The 18,310-nt window shown below is 73.1% G+C and carries 19 protein-coding genes; 9 read left to right on the top strand and 10 right to left on the bottom strand.

What is annotated here, in order from left to right:
- The 7 genes from FLV34_RS17220 to FLV34_RS17190 all read left to right on the top strand — a co-directional run bounded on the left by FLV34_RS17220 (window position 1) and on the right by FLV34_RS17190 (window position 7,214).
- Window positions 1-552 (top strand): SIS domain-containing protein, encoded by a 552-nt coding sequence (locus FLV34_RS17220; RefSeq protein ID WP_142648576.1) that lies wholly within the window; start codon window positions 1-3, stop codon window positions 550-552.
- Entirely contained in the window at window positions 549-2,081 is a 1,533-nt protein-coding gene (locus FLV34_RS42500; RefSeq protein ID WP_147943565.1) for a PfkB family carbohydrate kinase, read from the top strand. Before FLV34_RS17220 ends, FLV34_RS42500 begins: the two co-directional genes overlap by 4 nt.
- Before the next feature lie 22 nt (window positions 2,082-2,103).
- Complete coding sequence (locus tag FLV34_RS17210) at window positions 2,104-2,784, top strand: SDR family oxidoreductase (protein WP_142648578.1); 681 nt, start codon at window positions 2,104-2,106, stop codon at window positions 2,782-2,784.
- Window positions 2,775-3,722 carry a glycosyltransferase family 9 protein gene (locus tag FLV34_RS17205; RefSeq protein WP_147943564.1) on the top strand — a complete coding sequence of 316 codons (948 nt, stop codon included), beginning with the start codon at window positions 2,775-2,777 and terminating at the stop codon, window positions 3,720-3,722. Before FLV34_RS17210 ends, FLV34_RS17205 begins: the two co-directional genes overlap by 10 nt.
- On the top strand, window positions 3,719-4,678 hold the full coding sequence (locus tag FLV34_RS17200; protein ID WP_142648580.1) for a UDP-glucuronic acid decarboxylase family protein: 960 nt from the start codon (window positions 3,719-3,721) through the stop codon (window positions 4,676-4,678). The genes FLV34_RS17205 and FLV34_RS17200 overlap by 4 nt, the downstream gene beginning before the upstream one ends.
- A 106-nt stretch (window positions 4,679-4,784) precedes the next feature.
- Window positions 4,785-5,954, top strand: coding sequence for an alpha-hydroxy-acid oxidizing protein (locus FLV34_RS17195; protein WP_142648581.1), 1,170 nt, complete (start codon window positions 4,785-4,787; stop codon window positions 5,952-5,954).
- Between the two features lie 129 nt (window positions 5,955-6,083).
- Complete coding sequence (locus tag FLV34_RS17190; protein ID WP_147943563.1) at window positions 6,084-7,214, top strand: methyltransferase domain-containing protein; 1,131 nt, start codon at window positions 6,084-6,086, stop codon at window positions 7,212-7,214.
- Between the two features lie 296 nt (window positions 7,215-7,510).
- On the opposite strand, the gene FLV34_RS17185 is transcribed toward FLV34_RS17190, so the two are convergent.
- The 4 genes from FLV34_RS17185 to FLV34_RS17170 form a co-directional block, all read right to left on the bottom strand.
- Window positions 7,511-8,644, bottom strand: coding sequence for a DUF6461 domain-containing protein (locus tag FLV34_RS17185; protein ID WP_147943562.1), 1,134 nt, complete (start codon window positions 8,642-8,644; stop codon window positions 7,511-7,513).
- Between the two features lie 66 nt (window positions 8,645-8,710).
- The gene (locus tag FLV34_RS17180; protein WP_147943561.1) at window positions 8,711-9,628 is read right to left on the bottom strand and encodes a MerR family transcriptional regulator; all 918 of its coding nucleotides are present in this window, start codon (window positions 9,626-9,628) and stop codon (window positions 8,711-8,713) included.
- Between the two features lie 38 nt (window positions 9,629-9,666).
- Window positions 9,667-10,386: a Mut7-C RNAse domain-containing protein gene (locus tag FLV34_RS17175; protein ID WP_147943560.1), complete on the bottom strand. Its 720-nt coding sequence runs from the start codon at window positions 10,384-10,386 to the stop codon at window positions 9,667-9,669.
- Window positions 10,387-10,403: 17 nt separating this feature from the next.
- Window positions 10,404-10,853 carry a MarR family winged helix-turn-helix transcriptional regulator gene (locus tag FLV34_RS17170; RefSeq protein WP_142648585.1) on the bottom strand — a complete coding sequence of 150 codons (450 nt, stop codon included), beginning with the start codon at window positions 10,851-10,853 and terminating at the stop codon, window positions 10,404-10,406.
- A gap of 63 nt (window positions 10,854-10,916) precedes the next feature.
- Here FLV34_RS17170 and FLV34_RS17165 point away from each other — a divergent pair, with 63 nt between their 5' ends.
- Window positions 10,917-11,786 carry an alpha/beta fold hydrolase gene (locus FLV34_RS17165; protein ID WP_147943559.1) on the top strand — a complete coding sequence of 290 codons (870 nt, stop codon included), beginning with the start codon at window positions 10,917-10,919 and terminating at the stop codon, window positions 11,784-11,786.
- 1 nt (window position 11,787) lies between these two features.
- Here the strand turns inward: FLV34_RS17165 and FLV34_RS17160 are convergent, their stop codons facing one another.
- Together FLV34_RS17160 and betA are read right to left on the bottom strand one after the other, a co-directional pair.
- Entirely contained in the window at window positions 11,788-13,245 is a 1,458-nt protein-coding gene (locus FLV34_RS17160) for an aldehyde dehydrogenase family protein (protein WP_147943558.1), read from the bottom strand.
- A 1-nt stretch (window position 13,246) separates the two neighbouring features.
- A complete protein-coding gene (betA, locus tag FLV34_RS17155; protein ID WP_142648588.1) occupies window positions 13,247-14,881 on the bottom strand; it encodes a choline dehydrogenase in 1,635 nt (544 codons plus the stop codon).
- A gap of 29 nt (window positions 14,882-14,910) precedes the next feature.
- Between betA and FLV34_RS17150 the strand changes: the two genes are divergently transcribed.
- Window positions 14,911-15,765, top strand: coding sequence for an IclR family transcriptional regulator (locus FLV34_RS17150; RefSeq protein ID WP_147943557.1), 855 nt, complete (start codon window positions 14,911-14,913; stop codon window positions 15,763-15,765).
- Between the two features lie 6 nt (window positions 15,766-15,771).
- Here FLV34_RS17150 and FLV34_RS17145 read toward each other — a convergent pair whose 3' ends face one another.
- From FLV34_RS17145 to FLV34_RS40500, 4 genes are all read right to left on the bottom strand, one after another.
- Window positions 15,772-16,938 (bottom strand): NAD(P)/FAD-dependent oxidoreductase, encoded by a 1,167-nt coding sequence (locus FLV34_RS17145; RefSeq protein WP_147943556.1) that lies wholly within the window; start codon window positions 16,936-16,938, stop codon window positions 15,772-15,774.
- 37 nt (window positions 16,939-16,975) lie between these two features.
- Window positions 16,976-17,323 carry a bifunctional 3-phenylpropionate/cinnamic acid dioxygenase ferredoxin subunit gene (locus tag FLV34_RS17140; RefSeq protein WP_142648591.1) on the bottom strand — a complete coding sequence of 116 codons (348 nt, stop codon included), beginning with the start codon at window positions 17,321-17,323 and terminating at the stop codon, window positions 16,976-16,978.
- 305 nt (window positions 17,324-17,628) lie between these two features.
- Entirely contained in the window at window positions 17,629-17,973 is a 345-nt protein-coding gene (locus tag FLV34_RS17135) for an SPW repeat protein (RefSeq protein ID WP_142648592.1), read from the bottom strand.
- A 138-nt stretch (window positions 17,974-18,111) separates the two neighbouring features.
- The coding region (locus FLV34_RS40500; protein WP_222709539.1) for a hypothetical protein at window positions 18,112-18,310 on the bottom strand (199 nt) is incomplete at its 5' end.

The raw sequence follows: 18,310 nt of genomic DNA, 5'->3' as shown, positions 1-18,310 counted from the left end.
ATGCATCCTCATCTGGCCCGGCTGAGCACCGCGCTGACGGCGGTGGACCCGGAGACGCCCAAGATCCACGCGTGGGGCTACAAGCTCGCGGCGGTGCTGAGCGGCGGCGGGCGGCTGCTCGCCTGCGGCAACGGCGGCTCGGCCGCCGAGGCGCAGCACCTGACCGCCGAACTGGTCGGGCGCTACCGCGCCGACCGGCGGCCGTACGCCGCCATCCCCCTGCACGGCGACACCTCGTCGCTGACCGCCATCGGCAACGACTTCGGCATGGCCGAGCTGTACGCGCGGCAGGTGCGGGCGCACGGCCGCCCCGGCGACGTGCTGATGTGCCTGTCGACCAGCGGGACGAGCCGCAACGTGACCGAGGCGGCCGAGGCCGGCCGCGAGTGCGGCCTGACGACCTGGGCGCTGACCGGCCCCGGGCCGAACCCGCTCGCCGAGCTGTGCGACGAGGCCCTGACCGTGCCCGCGGGCGACACCGCGACCATCCAGGAGGTGCATCTCACGGTGATCCACATGCTCTGTGACGTGATCGAGAAGGCGGTCACGTGAGCGGACCACTCGTCATCGTCGGCGACTCCCTGCTCGACGTCGACGTCGAGGGCACCGCCGACCGGCTGTGCCCCGACGCCCCCGTCCCCGTCGTGGAGGGGCAGGCGGAGCACCACCGGCCGGGCGGCGCGGGGCTCGCGGCGCTGCTGGCCGCCCGCGACGGCACGCGCGTGGTGCTGATCACCGCATTGGGCGACGACCCCTCCGGCCGCTGCCTGGAGGACCTGCTGTCGCCCATGGTCGAGATCGTACGGCTGCCGCTGCGCGGCACGACCGTGCGCAAGTCGCGGGTGCGCGCCCGCGGGCAGACGCTGGTCAGGATCGACACCGGCGACGGGCGGGCGATGGGCCGGCCGGGCCAGGTCGCCTCCGCCTCCGCGTTCGCCCGCGCGGCCGGAGCCCTTGCGGCGGCGAGCGCGGTGCTGGTCGCCGACTACGGGCGCGGCGTGGCCGACCTGCTGCGTGAGCCGCTGCGCGGGCTCGACGTGCCGCTCGTCTGGGACCCCCATCCCCGGGGGTCGCTGCCCGTGCCGGGATGCGCTCTGGTCACGCCCAGTGAGGCCGAGGCCCGCGGCATGTGCGAGGAGCCGTACGTCTCGCCGGAACGCACCGCCCGCAGGCTGGTGCGCGACCTCGGTGCCGAGGCCGTGGCGATCACCCTGGGGGAGCGCGGGGCGATGCTGGCCCGCCGCGGCGGCAGGTTCGGGCCGGTCCCCGCCCCGCACGTCGCGTCGGGCACGGACGCCTGCGGCGCGGGCGACCGCTTCGCCGCGGCGGCGGCGCTCGCTCTCGCGGACGGCGCGTCATCCGAGGACGCCGTCGCCCGCGCGGTCGGCGAGGCCACCAGGTTCGTGGAGGAGGGCGGGGCCGCCGCGCTGCGCCTGCACCACTCCGGCCGGTATCGGTCGGGCCGGTATCGGTCCGGCCAGGATCACTCCGGCCAGGATCACTCCGGCCAGGATCACTCCGGCCAGGATCACTCCGGCCAGGATCACTCCGGCCAGGATCACTCCGGGCAGTACCGCTCCGGGCGGCACTGTCCTGCGACGGAGCCGCCGGTGCCGTTCGGGCCCGGCGCGTCCGCCTTCGACGTTGCCGGTGCCGTACGCGCCGCGGGGGGCCGCCTGATCGCCACCGGTGGCTGCTTCGACCTGCTGCACGCCGGGCACGTGAGCCTGCTGCGGCGGGCCCGGGCCTTAGGAGACGCCCTGGTGGTCTGCGTGAACTCCGACGACTCGATCCGGCGGCTCAAGGGGCCGGGCAGGCCGCTGGTGAGCGAGCGCGACCGGGTCGAGGTGCTGCGCGCGCTCGGCTGCGTGGACGCGGTGACGGTCTTCGACGAGGACACGCCGTCGCAGGTCATCGAGCGCCTGTGCCCGGACGTGTGGGTGAAGGGCGGCGACTACGACGAGCGGTCGATGCCGGAGGCCGAGGCCGTGCGCCGGACCGGCGGGGAAATCGTCATCCTGCCGACCGTGCCCGGCTACTCCACCACGGACCTGATCGCCGCCGCCCGGGCCGCCTCGTGACCTCTTACCGAAAGGGACCCTGATGGTGGGAAACGTGTTGATCACCGGTGGTGCGTCCGGCCTGGGCCGGGCCACCGTCATGGCGGTCGCCAAGGCCGGCGGACGGCCGCTGATCGTGGACGTCAACGAGCCGGACGGCGGGTTCGACCACGTGCGGGCCGACCTGGCCGACCGTGAGCAGGCCGAGCGTGCCGTGCACGAGCTCGCCGAGCGGGCGGGCGGGCTCGACGGCGTCGTGACGGCGGCAGGCGTCGACGCCTGCGGACGGCTTGAGGACGTGGCCGCCGAGCAGTGGGAACGCGTGATCGCGGTCAACCTGCTCGGGACCGCCGCGGTGGTCCGGGCGGCCCTGCCCCACCTGCGCCGGTCGGGAGGAAAGGTCGTCACCGTCGCCTCCACGCTCGGAGTGCGGGCGCTCAGCGACGCGACGGCCTACTGCGCCTCGAAGTTCGGCGTCGTGGGCTTCACCCGGGCCCTGGCGGCCGAACTGGCCGGGCAGGTGGGGGTGACCCTGCTGATCCCCGGCGGCATGCGGACGAACTTCTTCGACGACCGCCCCGACCAGTACAAACCCGGCCCCGACGCCCGGCTCAACCAGCCGGAGGACGTCGCCTCGGCGATCCTGTTCGCGCTCGGCCAGCCGCAGGGCTGCGAGGTCAGGGAGATGGTCGTGTGCGCCTCGACGGAGACGTCATGGCCCTAGAACACGCGCGAAGACCGGTCCTGCTCGCCCTGCGCGGGCTCGGCCTCGGCGACCTGCTCGCCTCGGTGCCCGCCCTGCGCGCGCTGCGCCGGGCCCACCCCGAGCACCGCTTCGTGCTGGCCGCCCCGGCCTACCTCGGCGGGCTGCTGCCGCTGATCGGCGGCGTCGACGAGCTGCTCGACGTGTCCGGCCCCGGGCCGGTGCCGTACGGATCCCCGGACGTCGCGGTCAACCTGCACGGCAGCGGCCCGGAGAGCATCCAGGCGCTGCGCCGCACCCGGCCGGGCCGCCTGCTCACGCACGCCCACCACCTGGTGCCGGGCACGGACGGGCCGCCCTGGGAGCCGGAGACGCACGAGAGGCGGCGGTGGTGCTCCCTGCTGGAGTGGCACGGCATCGCGGCCGACCCGGAAGACCTCGCGCTGGGCGACCCCGGGCCGAGCCCCCTCGCCGGCGGCGTGGTGGTCATCCACCCGGGGGCGGCGTTCCGGGCGCGGCAGTGGCCGCCGGACCGCTTCGCCCAGGTGGCGGCCGAACTGGCCGGTCAGGACCACCGGGTCGTCGTCACCGGCGGCGTGACCGAGGCCGCGCTCGCCCGGCACGTCGCCCAGCTCGCCGGCCTGCCGGAGGAGTGCGTGCTGGCCGGCCGTACGAGCCTGCCCGAGCTCGCCGCGCTGACGGCGCACGCGGCGCTCGTCGTCTGCGGCGACACGGGCGTGTCGCACCTGGCCGTCGCCGTCGGCACGCCCGCGGTCATCCTGTACGGCCCGGTGCCGCCCGCCTTGTGGGGGCCGCCGCCGGACGGCCCGTACATCGCGCTGTGGGCGGGACGCAGGGGCGACCCGCACGGCGACCGGCCGTCGGAGGGACTGCTCGAAATCGGGGTGCCCGAGGTGCTCGACGCGGTCGGGAAGTTGCGAGGAGTGGGGGTGCGGTGAACGATTCCCGTGTCGTGGTCACCGGGGGAGCCGGGTTTCTCGGCTCCTACCTGTGCGAACGCCTGCTGGAGCGCGGTGCCGCGGTCGTCTGCCTGGACAACTTCCTCACCGGGTCGCCGCGCAACGTGGAGCACCTCATCGGGCGGCCGGCGTTCCGGCTCGTGGAGTGCGACCTCACCGGCTTCGTCCACGTGCCGGGCCAGGTCGACCTGGTGCTGCACTTCGCCTCGGCCGCGTCGCCCGCCGACTATCTGCGCCATCCGATCGAGACGCTGAAGGTCGGCAGCATGGGGACGCTGCACGCCCTCGGCCTCGCCGCCGAGAAGGGCGCGCGGTTCGTCCTCGCCTCCACCAGCGAGGTGTACGGCGACCCGCTGGAACACCCACAGAAGGAGACATACTGGGGCAACGTCAATCCGGTCGGGCCGCGCAGCGTGTACGACGAGGCCAAGCGGTTCGCCGAGTCGCTGACCACGGCCTACCGCAACTCGCGGGGCGCCGACACCGGGATCGTGCGGATCTTCAACACGTACGGCCCGCGGATGCGGCCCCACGACGGCCGGGCGATCCCCACGTTCATCCGGCAGGCGCTGCTCGGCGAGCCGATCACCGTGACCGGTGACGGCAGCCAGACGCGGTCGATCTGCTACGTGGACGACACGATCGACGGCGTGCTCGCGCTGGCGGACAGTGACTTCGCCGGGCCGGTGAACATCGGCAACCCGGCCGAGATGTCGATGACGGAGCTGGCGGAGACGATCCGCGACCTGACGGGCTCGTCCTCCCCGATCCGATATGTCGAGCGGCCGGTGGACGACCCCGCCGTCCGCCGTCCCGACACCTCGCTCGCGGAGGAGCGGCTCGGCTGGCGTCCGCGGATCGATCCCGTCGCCGGCCTGCGCCGCACGATCGACTGGTTCGCGAAGGCGCTCACCACCTACCCCCGCGCCTCCTGACCGGGACGGGCCTGGGCGGTTCCGCTCTTCGGCTCTTTTCCGCATAGTTGGCCGTCGCTTGCCGCCCGGCTCGGGTAGCGCACCCTGCCGGGGGTAACGCGCCCGTATGAGCTTCGCGAAGTATCAGGACGAGCTGTACGCCCAGGGGCAGACCGGCCATCAGCCGCCCTATCCGATGACCTTCGCGGAGCTGGAAAAACGGGCGTCGGCCGCGATGCCGCCGAAGATCTGGGCGTACGTGGCGGGCGGCGCCGGTGACGAGCACACCCAGCGGGCCAACCGCGAGGCGTTCACACACTGGGGCCTGTATCCGCGCATGCTCGTCGCGCCCGCCGAGCGCGACATGTCGATCGAGTTGTGCGGGACACGGCTGCCCTCGCCGGTGTTCATGGCGCCCATCGGGGTGATCGGGGTGTGCGCCCAGGACGGCCACGGCGACCTCGCCTGCGCACGGGCCTCCGCTCGCACGCACGTCCCGTTCTTCGCGGCGACGCTGTCCGCCGACCCGATGGAGGACGTCGCCGCGGAGCTCGGCGGCACACCCGGCTTCTTCCAGCTCTACACGCCGCCCGATCGGGATCTCGCCGAGAGCCTGGTGCACCGGGCCGAGGAGGCGGGGTTCAAGGGCATCGCCGTCACCCTGGACACCTGGGTCACCGGCTGGCGGCCCCGCGACCTGCGCGGATCGAACTATCCGCAGGTGCCCGGCGGATGCCTGAGCAACTACACCAGCGACCCCGTGTTCCGGCGGGGACTGCGTCCCGGCGAGGACGCCACCGAGGCGTTCGTACGCACAATGCCGATCTTCGGCGGACCGTTCAGATGGGACGACCTCGACTGGCTGCGCGCGCGGACCCGGCTGCCGCTGATGCTCAAGGGCATCTGCCATCCCGAGGACGTCCGCCGCGCCAAGGACCACGGCGTGGACGCGATCTACTGTTCCAACCACGGCGGACGGCAGGCCAACGGAGGACTGCCCGCCCTGGACTGCCTGCCCGGCGTGGTCGAGGCCGCCGACGGGCTGCCGGTCCTGTTCGACTCGGGTGTGCGCAGCGGCGCCGACGTCGTCAAGGCGCTGGCGCTGGGCGCCACGGCGGTGGGGATCGGCCGCCCCTACGCGTACGCGCTCGCGATCGGCGGCGTCGGCGGCGTCGTGCACGTGCTGCGCTCCATCCTGGCCGAAGCGGACCTCATCATGGCCGTCGACGGCTACCCCACCCTCAAGGACCTGACACCCGAGGCACTGCGCCGCGTGGGCGGCGTCACGACCTCGTGATGCCGGGCCGCGTACGACGGCCTGGTCGCCTGTCCGACCATCAACGACGGCGAGACCGGCCTGGACACGACCCAGCCCCGCACGTCACGCGCCGGAGTGCAACCCCGCCTCCGGCGGAGAATGAACGGCATGGACTGGATCCCGCACGCGCGAGCCCTGGCCGACCGGGTCACGCATCCCGCCTCGCGGTGGCGTGCCCCGGTCAGCGAGGTGCCGCGGCATCTGCTCGTGCCCCGCTGGTGGGCGCCCGGCCCGGGCGGCATGACGCTCCAGAACGGCCCGGCCGACCCCGAGCAGTGGATGCGCGCGGCATACTCCAACCGCACACTGATCACGCGGATCGGGCCTCTGCACGCCGACCACGCTGCGCCGGAGGACCGGCCGCGCGGGCTGCCGACGTCGTCCTCGACCCTCCCCAGCCTCGTGCTGAGCATGTTCGGCCACGCCCGCATCCATCCCGGACTCGACGTGCTCGACGTCGGCACCGGCACCGGGTACGGAGCCGGGCTCCTCACCGCCCTGCTCGGCGACCCTCGGGTCACGAGCGTGGACGTCGACGGCTACCTCACGAAGACGGCCGCCGAGCGGCTGGACGCCGCCGGTCTCCACCCGACGATCGCCACGGTCGACGCCACCGGCCCGCTGCCCGGGACGTTCGACCGGATCGTCGCCATGGTGTCCGTACGCCCGATCCCGGCCGGCTGGCTGAAAGCGCTGCGGCCGGGCGGCCGGCTGGTCACCACGGTCGCGAAAACCTCGCTCATCGTGGTGGCCGACAAGACCGACGACGGCGGAGCCGCCGGGCAGGTCGCCCGTGACTGGGCGATGTTCATGACGACCAGGTCCGGGGCGGACTACCCGCCCGGCCTTACCGAACTCATCGAGGTCGCGCGGACCGCCGAGGGCGAGCAGGTGTCCCGGGCACGCTTCCCTGTGCTCGACGTCAAGGAGTCGTGGGAGGTGCGGTCGATGCTGGAGATCCTGGCGCCGAGCATCGAGCACGACTTCGCCGAGGACGGCGGCGTGCGGACGGCGGTGATGGTGCACGCTGACGGGTCGTGGGCGCGGGCCGAGCAGGCGGGCCAGGAGCCGCCTGTGGTGCACCAGGCGGGTCCCCGTCGCCTGTGGGACGAGCTGGACCGAGTCCGCGACTACTGGCTCCAGCACGGCGCGCTGCCTTTGTACGGCGCTCAGGTGCGCATCAGCCCAGACGGGACGATCCACCTACAGCGCGGCCGCTGGAAGGCCACCATCGCCTGATCCCCCTGCCATGTACGCCCTGCCGGCCGGCCTGGTCGCCCACAGCCGACGTCGGCCGGATGAGGCCACGGTGCGCCGGGCCTGGCACTCGTCCGCGCCTACCCCCTGAATTGGAACGTTGGCACAGTTGGTCGATGACGACAGGTGGGGTCGGCAGCTTCCGGCGTCGTCGTCGGCGTTCATGGCAGCAGCGTCGGCCCTGGGCTGTACATGGCGGCGATCGGTGCGGTGTTCGCGGTCATCGGTGGGCTGGTCGCCGACCCGGCGAAGGCAAACGGATCGTGAGGCTGCGGTGTTCAGGCGTCCGTGGCGGACAGGATCTGGCGGAGGGTCTCGCGGGCCGCCGGCCAGTCGTCGCCCAGGGCCAGACCGGCGTGATGGTAGGCGTCGAACACCATCGGAATGTCGACGGCCGTCAGGGCGGCGCCCTTCGGGCCGCGGGCGGCGATCTGCAGGGCGATCCCCGCCTGCATCCGCTGCCATGCCGGGTCCTGCTCGAACGACAGGTCGTCCGCGCTGTTCTCCTCCCCGTCCTCCTCGTCGTCGTGGAAGACTTCCTGGGCCAGCGGCGCCACGAGCCGTTCGGCCAGTTCTCCGACTCGCTGCGCCCCGGCACGCCGCCCCGACGCGAGGTCGGCCAATACGTCCCGTACGACGGGGAACCCGCCCAGGCGGAACCGGTCGGCGAGCAGCTCGGCCAGGTGCGCGAGCGCGGCGAACTGCCGCGACTCCGGCGCGGCCTCGACCGCGTCCCTCAGCCGCACCTCCGGGTCGTTGCGATGTTCGGCGAGCTCCTCGGGCGCGGGCGGCTCCGTCGCGAGGGGCCACTGGAAGGTGAGGTAGGGATGCGTCCCTGACAGCCATTCGGCGGTGAGCCGCACCCCCGTCACCAGCTCGACCACGGCCATCGCGGCGGCCTGCCAGTCGTCCTCGTCCCCGGCCGGCAGCTCGGTCATGGCGCGCAGCTCGGGTTCGAGCACCGCGATGTCGTCGCCGGTCCACTCGTCCCAGAACATCGCGTCGAGGGAGGCCAGCACTCGACCGCCGGCCGCGTAGTTCAGCCTGTTGTCGCCCTCCACGTTCCAGTAGACGCCGCACACCCGTGCGTCGCGGCTGAGCCGCCGCAGCACGTGGGGCTGGGTGCCCAGGATTCCGTTGTTCTCGAACAGCATCACGGCCGGGCCCACGGGCGCCACCGACATCGGATGGACCCCGTCGAGGAAGGGGAGGGCCTCCAGCGGGGCGGCCTCGTGCACCTCGTGCGGGGTTCCGCCGCTGACCAGCGCTCCGATGCCGGTGATGGAGAACGGCCTGGGCTCGTGCGGGACGACGACCGTCCAGCAGATGGCCGTCTCCAGCCACGGCTCCTTCCGCAGCAGCTCGCGGTAGTGGGCGAACACCTCGGTGAAGGCTGGGCGGCCATCGGTCATGGCGGACACTCCGGAGCGCGCGGCGACATATCGGAGTGATCTTCGCAGGAGGGGCCGGGGCGTGTCTCACGAAGCGCGCAGGGCGTCGGCGAACCAGGTGAGGGCGCGGGTCGGGTCGTCCGGGGGCGGCCAGCCGTTGACCACGGCGAGCAGCCGGACGTACGTCTGGCGACGCGGGTCCCGGGCGGTGTCGACCAGAGCCAGGAGCCGGTGCCGGAGGGCGGCGTCGTCCGGCCGGCCGACGAGGGAGGCGTACCGCGCGGTCGCGGCGGCGACGATCGCGGCGGCCTGCGGTGAGGCGGGGTCGGCGCCGGCGGCCAACGCGGGGGCGACGTGGTCGCGCACGATCGCCACCGCGTCCGGGCGTGGGACGTTCCCCCGGCCCTGGTCGGCCACGATCTGTTCGGCCAGGCGTCGCATGAGCGCGCCGAACTCCGGGTCGCGGGCCAGCCCGGCCAGCTCGATCCACGCCTCGACCTGCTCGTCCTCGGGGTCGTCGGGCAGCTCGGGGGTCATCGTGCGCCTGACTCCGGTCAGGTCCGCGTCCAGGCCGCCGAACGCGGCGTCGAGGAAGCCGTCGATCAGGCGTCGCCGTTCGTCTGCGGAAAGCCTGGCGAGTCTGTGCATGAGATCCATCTCCTCTGGGGTGGAGCCGCGCCGTGCCACCGCCGTCGCCACCGCGCGCCGCAGGCGCAGCACCCGGATCTGCGTCGCCAGCGCCTCGGCGTGCGCCGCCGCGACCTGGGCCAGGGACAGCTCCCGGTCGAGGACCCGCCGGATCGTGGGCAGGTCGATCCCCAGGTCGCGCAGGGTCCGTACGAGCTCGAGCCGGGCGGCGGCGTCGGCGTCGTAGAGGCGGTGGCCGGCCGGGCTGCGGCCGGTGGGCGGCACGATCCCGCGGTCGGCGTAGAACCGGACGGCCTTGACCGTCAGCCCGGTCCGCCGTGCCAGCTCACCGATCGAATAGAGCGTGTCGCCGTCCATGCCCCCCCCCTCGCGTCTCCCCTTACGGGAGACGCAACTCATGACCGCTGACCGGCACGTACGGCGTGGAGGGCGCGGCCGACGACGGCCGCGAGGTCGCCGCCGTGGGCGCCCCGCCAGTAGATCCGGCCGCAGTCGAGGCAGCGGGCGAACTCGTCATAGCTGCGCCGCGTGCCGGGCTCAAGCGCGTCCTCCACCTCGGCCTTGCCGACCGGGGCGAGCCGCCCGTTGCAGGCCGTGCATCGGGTCCACGGGGCCAGCGGCGGCCGGAAGCGGTCGAGCACGTCGAGGAACTGGTCGTCCGGCCTGGCCCCGCGCACGTACGCGCCGTGCCGCAGCGACCGGCGCCGCAGGATGCCCCGGTCCTGCGTGAGCAGCACCCGGTCTTCGGCGTTTGCCTGCTCGATCAGGGCGTCGTCGTCCATGTCGTTGCGATAGGCGGTGTCCAGGCCGACCAGGCGCAGCCGCCGCGCCAGCGTCCCCAGGTGGACGTCGAGGACGAACCGGCAGCAGGGCACGGCCTGCGGCCTGGGCACGGGCGGCACCTCCACCACCTCGTCCGGGCCCGGCCGATATGACCGCTCGACCGGGCGGCCACCCGCCAGGAATGTGCCGGCCTCGGTCAGCGGCACGCCCGCCGACTCGATCAGGTGGCCGAGCGAGGACGTCCCGTCGTACGGCACGGCCACCTCGGGCCGCCGGTTGCGCGGCGCGAGGAAGATCCACAGCTCGGGCGAGAAGCGTACGGACACGTCCATGCCCCCAGCATGCGCCTTCACGTCCGCAACGCGTCGAGCGTCGTACGGAGGAAGTGGCGCACTGCGGCCGTCTCCCGTTCGTCGAAACCGGACAGGACCGTGACCGCCGTGTCGATGAGCGGCCCGAAGTGGCGCCACCCCAGTTCCTTGGCGCGGTCTTCGACTCTCAGCAGGACCCGCCGCCGGTCCTTGACGTCGCGGACCCGGCTGACCAGGCCGAGCCGTTCGAGCCGGTCGACGACCCCCGTAGTGCCCGCCGAGTTGAGGCCAAGCCCGGCGCCGAGGAAGCCTGCCGTGGCGTCGATCCCGGCCCGCTCCGCGTCGAGCAGGCAGATGAGCGCCCGCACGTCGGTGACGTGCATGCCGTGCTCGGCCGCGAACTCCGCCTGCCGCAGGCCGTATTCCACCGTGACCGCCCGCAGCAGATGGAAGATCTCCATCTCCGGACCCTCGTGCCCACCCGACATGACCCACTCCTATTATCTCGTTCAACGAGATTATTGCTTAGCGAGACATTGTGAGGGGCAGGCATGACGAGCGCCGACGACGGGTTTCTCGCGGCCTACGACGCCGTCCTGGCGGCGCGCTGGCCCGCCTCCACCGAGCAGGCGGAGATCCGCACGCCGTACGGCACGACCCACGTCAACTCCGTCGGCCCCGCGGGCGCGCCGCCGGTGGTCCTCCTGCACGGAGGCGGGACCACCTCGACCGTCTGGTCCGGTACGGCGACGGCGCTCGGCACGGCCTACCGCGTGCACGCGGTCGACACCGTCGGCGACGCGGGCCGCAGCGTCGCCGGCGAGCGGCCGATCCGGAAACTCGGCGACCAGATGGCCTGGCTCGACGCCGTGCTCGACGGGCTCGGCGCCTCACGGGTGTTTCTGTGCGGCCATTCCTACGGCGCGTGGAGCGCACTCCACTACGCGCTCCATCACGCGGGGCACGCGCCCGGCAGGGTGCGGGCCCTGGTGCTGGTCGATCCGACCAACTGCTTCGCCGGGTTCTCCCGCCGCTACCTGCTGCGCGCCCTGCCGATGCTGCTCCACCCGACCGTACGGCGGCGCCGCGCGTTCCTCGGCTGGGAGACGGGGCACGCGGCGCTCGACGGGACGTGGCTGCGCCTCTACGACCTGGCCGCCGCCTTCCCGGCCGCCCGGCCGCTGACCGGGCCGCGTCCCGGCCCGGAGGCGCTGCGGGCGCTACGGCTTCCGGTGCTGCTCCTGCCGGCCGAGCGCAGCAGGGCGCACGACATCGGCCGGGTGGCCGCCTCCGCCGCGGCGCTGCTGCCGCAGGTGGAGACGGCCGTGCTGCCCGGGGCCACCCATCACACCCTGCCCCTCGCGGCCCCGCCCGAGATGGACGCGCGCATCGGGGAGTTCCTCGCCGCGTACGGCGCCTGACTCAGGGGCGGAACCAGTGCTGGGGGCGGGGACCGGTGTTCTGCCAGATGTGCTTGATCTCGCGGTATTCGTTCAGGCCGGTCGGGCCGAGCTCCCGGCCGACGCCCGACTGCTTGAACCCGCCCCACTCCGCCTGCGGCACATAGGGGTGATAGTCGTTGATCCACACGGTGCCGTGCCGCAGCCGGGCGGCCACCCGCTGCGCCTTGCCCGCGTCGGTCGTCCACACGGCCCCGGCGAGGCCATAGTCGGTGTCGTTGCCCAGCGCGACGGCCTCGTCCTCACCGGAGAACCGCTCCACCGTCAGCACCGGCCCGAACGACTCCTCCCGGACGACCCGCATGTCGCGGTGGCAGCCGTCCAGCACGGTCGGCGGGAAGAAGTAGCCCTCGCCCTCCAGCCGCCGCCCGCCGCAGCGCAGTTTCGCGCCCTCGGCGATCCCCGCCTCGACGTACGCCTCGACCTTGGCCAGATGCGCGGCAGAGATCAGCGGCCCGGTCTCGGCCTCGGGGTCGAACGGCCCGCCCAGCCTGATCCGCTCGGCCCGGCGCACCACCGCGTCCACGAACTTCTCGTGGATGGAGTCCTCCACCAGCAGCCGCGCACCGGCCGAGCAGACCTGCCCCGAGTGCAGGAAGACGGCGGTCACGGCGAAGTCGACCGCGGTGTCGAAGTCCGCGTCGGCGAAGACGATGTTGGGGTTCTTGCCGCCCAGCTCCAGGGCGACCCGCTTGACCGTCCGCGCGGCGGCGGCCATGATCCACCGGCCCGTCGCCGGCCCGCCGGTGAACGAGACCAGGTCGACGTCCGGGTGCTCGGCCAGCGGCGCGCCCGCCTCCGCGCCGGCCCCGAGCACGAGGTTGCCCACGCCCGGGGGCAGGCCCGCCTCCTCCAGCAGCCGCATCAGCAGGATCGCGGTCGACGGGGTCAGCTCGCTCGGCTTGAGCACGAAGGTGTTCCCGGCCACCAGCGCGGGCGCCACCTTCCAGGAGGTCTGCAGCAGCGGGTAGTTCCACGGCGTGATCAGGCCGCAGACGCCGACCGGCTCGTACACCACCCGGCTGATCGCGTCGGCGCGCCCGGTGTCGACCACCCGGCCCGCGTCCGTGCCCGCGATCCCGCCGAAGTAGCGGAAACACGCGATCACGTCGTCGACGTCATACTCGCTTTCCACCAGGCGCTTGCCGGTGTCCAGCGACTCCGCCCGCGCGATCTCGGCCTTGTCGCGCTCCAGCAGAGCGGCCACCCGCAGCAGCAGCGCCCCGCGCTCCCGCTCCGGCGTACGCGGCCACGGGCCATCGTCGAACGCCCGCCGGGCCGCCGCGATCGCGGCCTCGGTGTCGGCGCGGGTGGCCTCCGCGACCGTGGCCACGTGCCGCCCGTCGGCCGGGCAGTGGATCTCGCGCCGGCCGCCCTCGGCAGCGTCGCGCCACTCCCCGCCGATGTGCAGGTCCTTCATCTCAGGCGTCCTTCCTGTGCCGGTAGAACTCCACCGGCTCGGGGGCCAGGGGAGTGTTACCGAGGATCAGGTCGGCCGCCTTCTCCGCGACCATCATCACGGGCGCGTAGATGTTGCCGTTCGTCACGTACGGCATGACCGAGGCGTCCACGACCCGCAGGCCCTCCAGGCCGTGCACTCGCATCGTCAGCGGGTCGACCACGGACATCTCGTCCACGCCCATCTTGGCCGTGCAGGAGGGGTGCAGCGCGGTCTCGCCGTCCTTGGCCACCCAGTCGAGGATCTGCTCGTCGGTCTCGACCTCAAGGCCGGGCGACAGCTCGCCGCCGTTGAACGCGTCCATGGCGGGCTGGTTGAGGATGTCGCGGGCCACTCGTACGGCCTCGACCCACTCGCGGCGGTCCTGGTCGGTGGACAGGTAGTTGAACCGCAGCGCGGGCTTCACCCGGGGGTCGGCGCTCTTGATCTTCACGGAGCCGCGGGCGTCGGAGTACATCGGCCCGATGTGCACCTGGTAGCCGTGCCCGCCGGCCGGCGCGCTGCCGTCGTACCGTACGGCGACGGGCAGGAAGTGGAACATCAGGTTGGGGTAGTCGACGTCCTCGTTGCCGCGCACGAAGCCGCCGGCCTCGAAGTGGTTGGTCGCGCCGGGGCCCTTGCGCAGGAACAGCCACTGGGCGCCGACCATCGGCCGGTTGCGCCACTTCATCGCGGGCTGCATCGACACCGGCTGCTTGCAGGCGTACTGGATGTAGACCTCCAGGTGGTCCTGGAGGTTCTCGCCCACGCCGGGCAGGTCGTGGACCACGTCGATGCCGTGCGCCTTCAGGTGGTCGGCGTCGCCCACGCCGGACAGCTGCAGGAGCTGCGGGGAGTTGATCGCGCCGCCGCAGAGGATGACCTCCCCGGCCCGCACCCGCTTGCCGTCGAACTCGACGCCGACCGCGCGCTTGCCCTCGAACAGGATCTTCGTGACGAACGCCCGGGTCTTGACCGTGAGGTTCGGGCGGTCCATCACGGGGTGGAGGTAGGCCCGGGCGGCCGACAGGCGGCGCCCGCGGCGCAGGTTGCGGTCGAACGGCGCGAAGCCCTCCTGGCGGTAGCCGTTCACGTCGTCGGTCAGCGGGTAGCCCGCCTGCTGCACGGCCTCGAAGAACGCCTTGAACAGCGGGTTCTTCGCCGGGCCGCGCTCCAGCACCAGCGGCCCGTCGTGCCCGCGCATCGGGTCGGACGGGTCGGCGGCCAGGCAGTTCTCCATCCGCTTGAAGTACGGCAGGCAGTGCGCGAAGTCCCAGGTCTCCATGCCCGGATCGGCGCCCCAGCGCTCGTAGTCCATCGGGTTGCCGCGCTGGAAGATCATGCCGTTGATGCTGCTCGACCCGCCGAGGACCTTCCCGCGGGCGTGGTAGATCCGCCGGCCGTGCATGTAGGGCTCGGGCTCGGACTCGTACTTCCAGTCGTAGAACCGGCTGCCGATGGGGAACATCAGCGCCGCGGGCATGTGGATGAACACGTCCCACAGGTAGTCGGGACGGCCCGCCTCCAGCACGAGCACGCGGTTCGAGGGGTCGGCCGACAGCCGGTTCGCGAGCGCGCTCCCCGCTGATCCACCACCGACGATGACAAAGTCATACATGTCCGCCTCCCGGGCAGGATGATATTGATATGCGCAATAGAGTGCAGCATTCGCAACGTCACGCGCCGGACCCCGATCTCACGGGGGGCGACGAGACCGCCGCGAGGTCCGACGCGAGGTCCGAGGGGAGCGGCGGCGTCCAGTCGGTGGACCGGGCCGTCACGATCCTGGAGATCCTCTCCCAGCGCGGCGAGGCCGGCGTGAGCGAGGTCGCGGCGGAGATCGGCGTCCACAAGTCCACCGCGTTCCGGCTTCTCGGCGCCCTTGAGTCGCGCGGCCTGGCCGAGCAGGCCGAAGACCGCGGCAAATATCGCCTCGGCTTCGGCATCGTCCGGCTCGCCGCCGGGGTGGCCGCGCGGCTCGACCTCGTCCAGCAGAGCCGCCCGGTGTGCCGGCGTCTCGCCGAGGAGATCGGCGAGACCGTCAACATCGCCGTCGCGCGGTCCCACTACGCCATCAACCTCGACCAGGTGCGCGGCCAGGCGGCCGTCACCGCCCACAACTGGGTGGGCCAGCCCACCCCCCTGCACGCCACGTCGAGCGGCAAGGTCCTGCTCGCCCACCTCGACGAGCGGCGCCGCGAACGGCTCATCGCCGCCGCCGGGCTGGAGCGCTTCACCCCGGCCACGGTGACCGACGCGGGCGAGCTGCGCCGGCAGCTCGCCGAGGCGCTGCGGCAGGGCTACGCGGTCACCGTGGAGGAGTACGAGATCGGGCTGAACGCCATCGCCGCGCCCATCCGCTCCCACGAGGGCGAGGTGGTGGCCGCCGTCAGCGCCTCCGGCCCGGCCTACCGGTTCAGCGAGGAGCGCATGCACGAGCTCGCGCCCGTGCTCGTCGCGGGCGCCGCCGACATCAGCCACCGTCTCGGCCACGGTGGGTGACGGCGCTCATCGCGCCCCGGCGGGCTCGTTCACGCGGCGCCGCCACCGGGGGAACGAGCGCGGCTGGTCGACGCCGAGCACCGCGACCGTGCGGCCCTCCCGCCGGTAGACGGCCAGGAAACGCCGGGACGCGAGGTCGCCCTCCTCGACGCTCACCTCGTCTCCCGGCAGCGTGTGCCCGGCGAACTGCACCCGCATGCCGTACTGGTCGGACCACAGGTAGGGCGGCGCGAGCGTGTCCGGCACGGACGCGCCGCCGGACAGCAGCGTCCGCGCGGCCGTCGCGGGACGCCGGGCGGCGCCGGTCCAGTGCTCCACGCGCAGGTGGACGCCGAGAGCGGGGTCGAACCAGGCGGCGCAGTCGCCGACCGCGACGACTCCCGGCACGTTCGTCGCGCCGCCCGCGTCGCAGACGACGCCGTCGCCGAGCAGCACCCCGCTGCCGTCGAGCCACTCCACGACCGGCCGCGCGCCGATGCCGACGAGCACCACGTCGGCGTCCAGGCGGCGTCCGTCGTCGAGCAGCACGCCGTCGACGCGGCCCTCGCCCGTCAGGCCGCGTACGGCGGCGCCGCAGATGAGGCGCACGCCGTTGTCCTCGTGCAGCCCGGCGAGCGCGGTGCCCATCTCGGGCCCGAGCGCGCGGGCGAACGGCGCGGGCGCGGCCTCGACGATCGTCACGTCGAGGCCGAGCGTGCGGGCGACGCAGGCGACCTCCGCGCCGATGAACCCGGCCCCGATCACCACGAGCCGCCGGGCGGCGCCGAGGTCGGCCCGCAGGGCCGCCGCGTCGTCGATCGTGCGCAGCGTGTGCACGCCGGCGAGACCACCCCCGAGGGTGCGGGCGACCGCGCCGGTGGCGATGACCACGCCGTCGGCCTCGACCGCGGAGCCGTCGGCGAGCGCGACGCGCAGCGACCGCCCCCGGTCGAGGCCGGTGGCGGCGACGCCCAGCCGCCACTCGGCGCCGAGGTCCTCGTCGTCGCCCTCCAGGGCGAGATCGGCCGTCGTCATCTGCCCGGTGAGGAACTCCTTGGACAGCGGGGGACGGTCGTAGGGGCGGTGCGGCTCGGCCCCGACGATCGTCAGGCGCCCTTCGAAGCCCTGGGCGCGCAGCGCGCGGGCCGCCGACAGCCCGGCGAGCGACGCGCCGACGACAGCGACCGATTTCACGACATCCTCACGGCTTTCACGACACCCTCACGGCGTCTCAGGCCGAACCGGTGCGGACGCCGGGCGGCAGGTTCGGCGGCAGGTCCGACGGCACGACGTAGACGGTCTCGTCCTGGACCACCACCTGGTGGGTGCGCACCGGCAGCTTCGCGGGAGGAGCGTCCACCTGGCCCGTGCGCAGGTCGAAGCGCGACGCGTGCAGGGGGCACTCCACCTCGCACCCTTCCAGCCACCCGTCCGCGAGCGACGCGTCCTGGTGCGTACAGGTGTCGTCCACCGCGTACAGTTCACCGTCCTCTGTGTGGAAGACGGCGATCGGGGGATCTGTCTCGATTCGGAGGGCCTCACCCCTGGGCAGGGCGGCGAGGGGGCACGCAGGAATCATGCGAGGGTTTCCCAGTTTCGTAAGGTGGAACAGGAAGCGCTATGCGCAACAGACTGAGTGGAGATCGCGCCAAAGTCAAGGGGCGACATGCCGCCTGTGGAGTGATAAGCGCGACTCTGGTCCCCGCGCAGGTGAGGCCCCCTGTCTCCGCCATCCCCTGTCGTCGCACCGCCACCGCCCTGTCGCACGCCGTCCCCGTGCCGGCCGTGCGAGCCGGAGGGACGCAAAGACGTACGGCCCCGCCGCCTGTCGCCGGGGGGACGACGGGCGGCGGGGCCGTACGCGTGGGTGGGGTGGTAGGGGAGTCAGGCGGCGACGGTCGTGCGGCCGCGCACCTGCAGGACGGTCAGCAGACCGACGATGACGGTGACGCCGCCGGTGATCCAGGCGGTCCACGCAGAGGCGGAGTCGCCGTCGAAGCCGAACGCCCAGGGAGAGACGAGCAGCAGAGCGCCGAACGCCGCGGTCACCCAGGAGCTGGCGCCGCCCGCGCCCAGGATGGACCACAGGGCGGAGACGACGAGCAGGGCGCCGAGGATGAGCAGTGGTTGCGTGGCCGCCTGGGCGTCGGCCCAGAAGAACGGTGCGAGCACCGCGACCAGCCCGGCGACGAGGGCGACGACGTCGGACAACGATCTCGTGAGATCCATCCGTGCCTCCGTACGGGGAGAGGTGACCTGTTATCTGACGGTCTGCCTGATTGACCGCCCGGTCAACAATCCGCTACGTCAGGATTTCCTAACCCTGCGTCACATCGTCCTGGACGGGACTGGTGCGGACCCGCCCGGTCAGGACTGGTTGAACAGCGACAGCGTGATGGTGGAGTGGTATTCGCCGGCGGCGACGTCGACCGGGGTGCGCAGGGCCAGATCGGCGTTGACCTCCGAAGTGCCGATCTCGTCGGCGGAGTTGGCGGTGGAGACCAGCAGCTCCTGCCCCTGCAGACCGACCGTGGGAGCGCCGGTGCCGTCGGAGATGGCGCTGGAG

This window comes from Microbispora sp. CSR-4, from assembly GCF_008033685.1.
Taxonomy (GTDB): domain Bacteria; phylum Actinomycetota; class Actinomycetes; order Streptosporangiales; family Streptosporangiaceae; genus Microbispora.
This window is presented reverse-complemented; position numbering and strand designations above follow the sequence as displayed.

Coding starts and splice junctions, on each gene's coding strand:
- FLV34_RS17220 (WP_142648576.1), top strand. CDS start 1: ATGCATCCTCATCTGGCCCGGCTGAGCACCGCGCTGACGGCGGTGGAC.
- FLV34_RS17210 (WP_142648578.1), top strand. CDS start 2,104: ATGGTGGGAAACGTGTTGATCACCGGTGGTGCGTCCGGCCTGGGCCGG.
- FLV34_RS17205 (WP_147943564.1), top strand. CDS start 2,775: ATGGCCCTAGAACACGCGCGAAGACCGGTCCTGCTCGCCCTGCGCGGG.
- FLV34_RS17195 (WP_142648581.1), top strand. CDS start 4,785: ATGAGCTTCGCGAAGTATCAGGACGAGCTGTACGCCCAGGGGCAGACC.
- FLV34_RS17190 (WP_147943563.1), top strand. CDS start 6,084: ATGGACTGGATCCCGCACGCGCGAGCCCTGGCCGACCGGGTCACGCAT.
- FLV34_RS17185 (WP_147943562.1), bottom strand. CDS start 8,644: ATGACCGATGGCCGCCCAGCCTTCACCGAGGTGTTCGCCCACTACCGC.
- FLV34_RS17180 (WP_147943561.1), bottom strand. CDS start 9,628: ATGGACGGCGACACGCTCTATTCGATCGGTGAGCTGGCACGGCGGACC.
- FLV34_RS17175 (WP_147943560.1), bottom strand. CDS start 10,386: ATGGACGTGTCCGTACGCTTCTCGCCCGAGCTGTGGATCTTCCTCGCG.
- FLV34_RS17170 (WP_142648585.1), bottom strand. CDS start 10,853: ATGTCGGGTGGGCACGAGGGTCCGGAGATGGAGATCTTCCATCTGCTG.
- FLV34_RS17165 (WP_147943559.1), top strand. CDS start 10,917: ATGACGAGCGCCGACGACGGGTTTCTCGCGGCCTACGACGCCGTCCTG.
- FLV34_RS17160 (WP_147943558.1), bottom strand. CDS start 13,245: ATGAAGGACCTGCACATCGGCGGGGAGTGGCGCGACGCTGCCGAGGGC.
- betA (WP_142648588.1), bottom strand. CDS start 14,881: ATGTATGACTTTGTCATCGTCGGTGGTGGATCAGCGGGGAGCGCGCTC.
- FLV34_RS17150 (WP_147943557.1), top strand. CDS start 14,911: ATGCGCAATAGAGTGCAGCATTCGCAACGTCACGCGCCGGACCCCGAT.
- FLV34_RS17140 (WP_142648591.1), bottom strand. CDS start 17,323: ATGATTCCTGCGTGCCCCCTCGCCGCCCTGCCCAGGGGTGAGGCCCTC.
- FLV34_RS17135 (WP_142648592.1), bottom strand. CDS start 17,973: ATGGATCTCACGAGATCGTTGTCCGACGTCGTCGCCCTCGTCGCCGGG.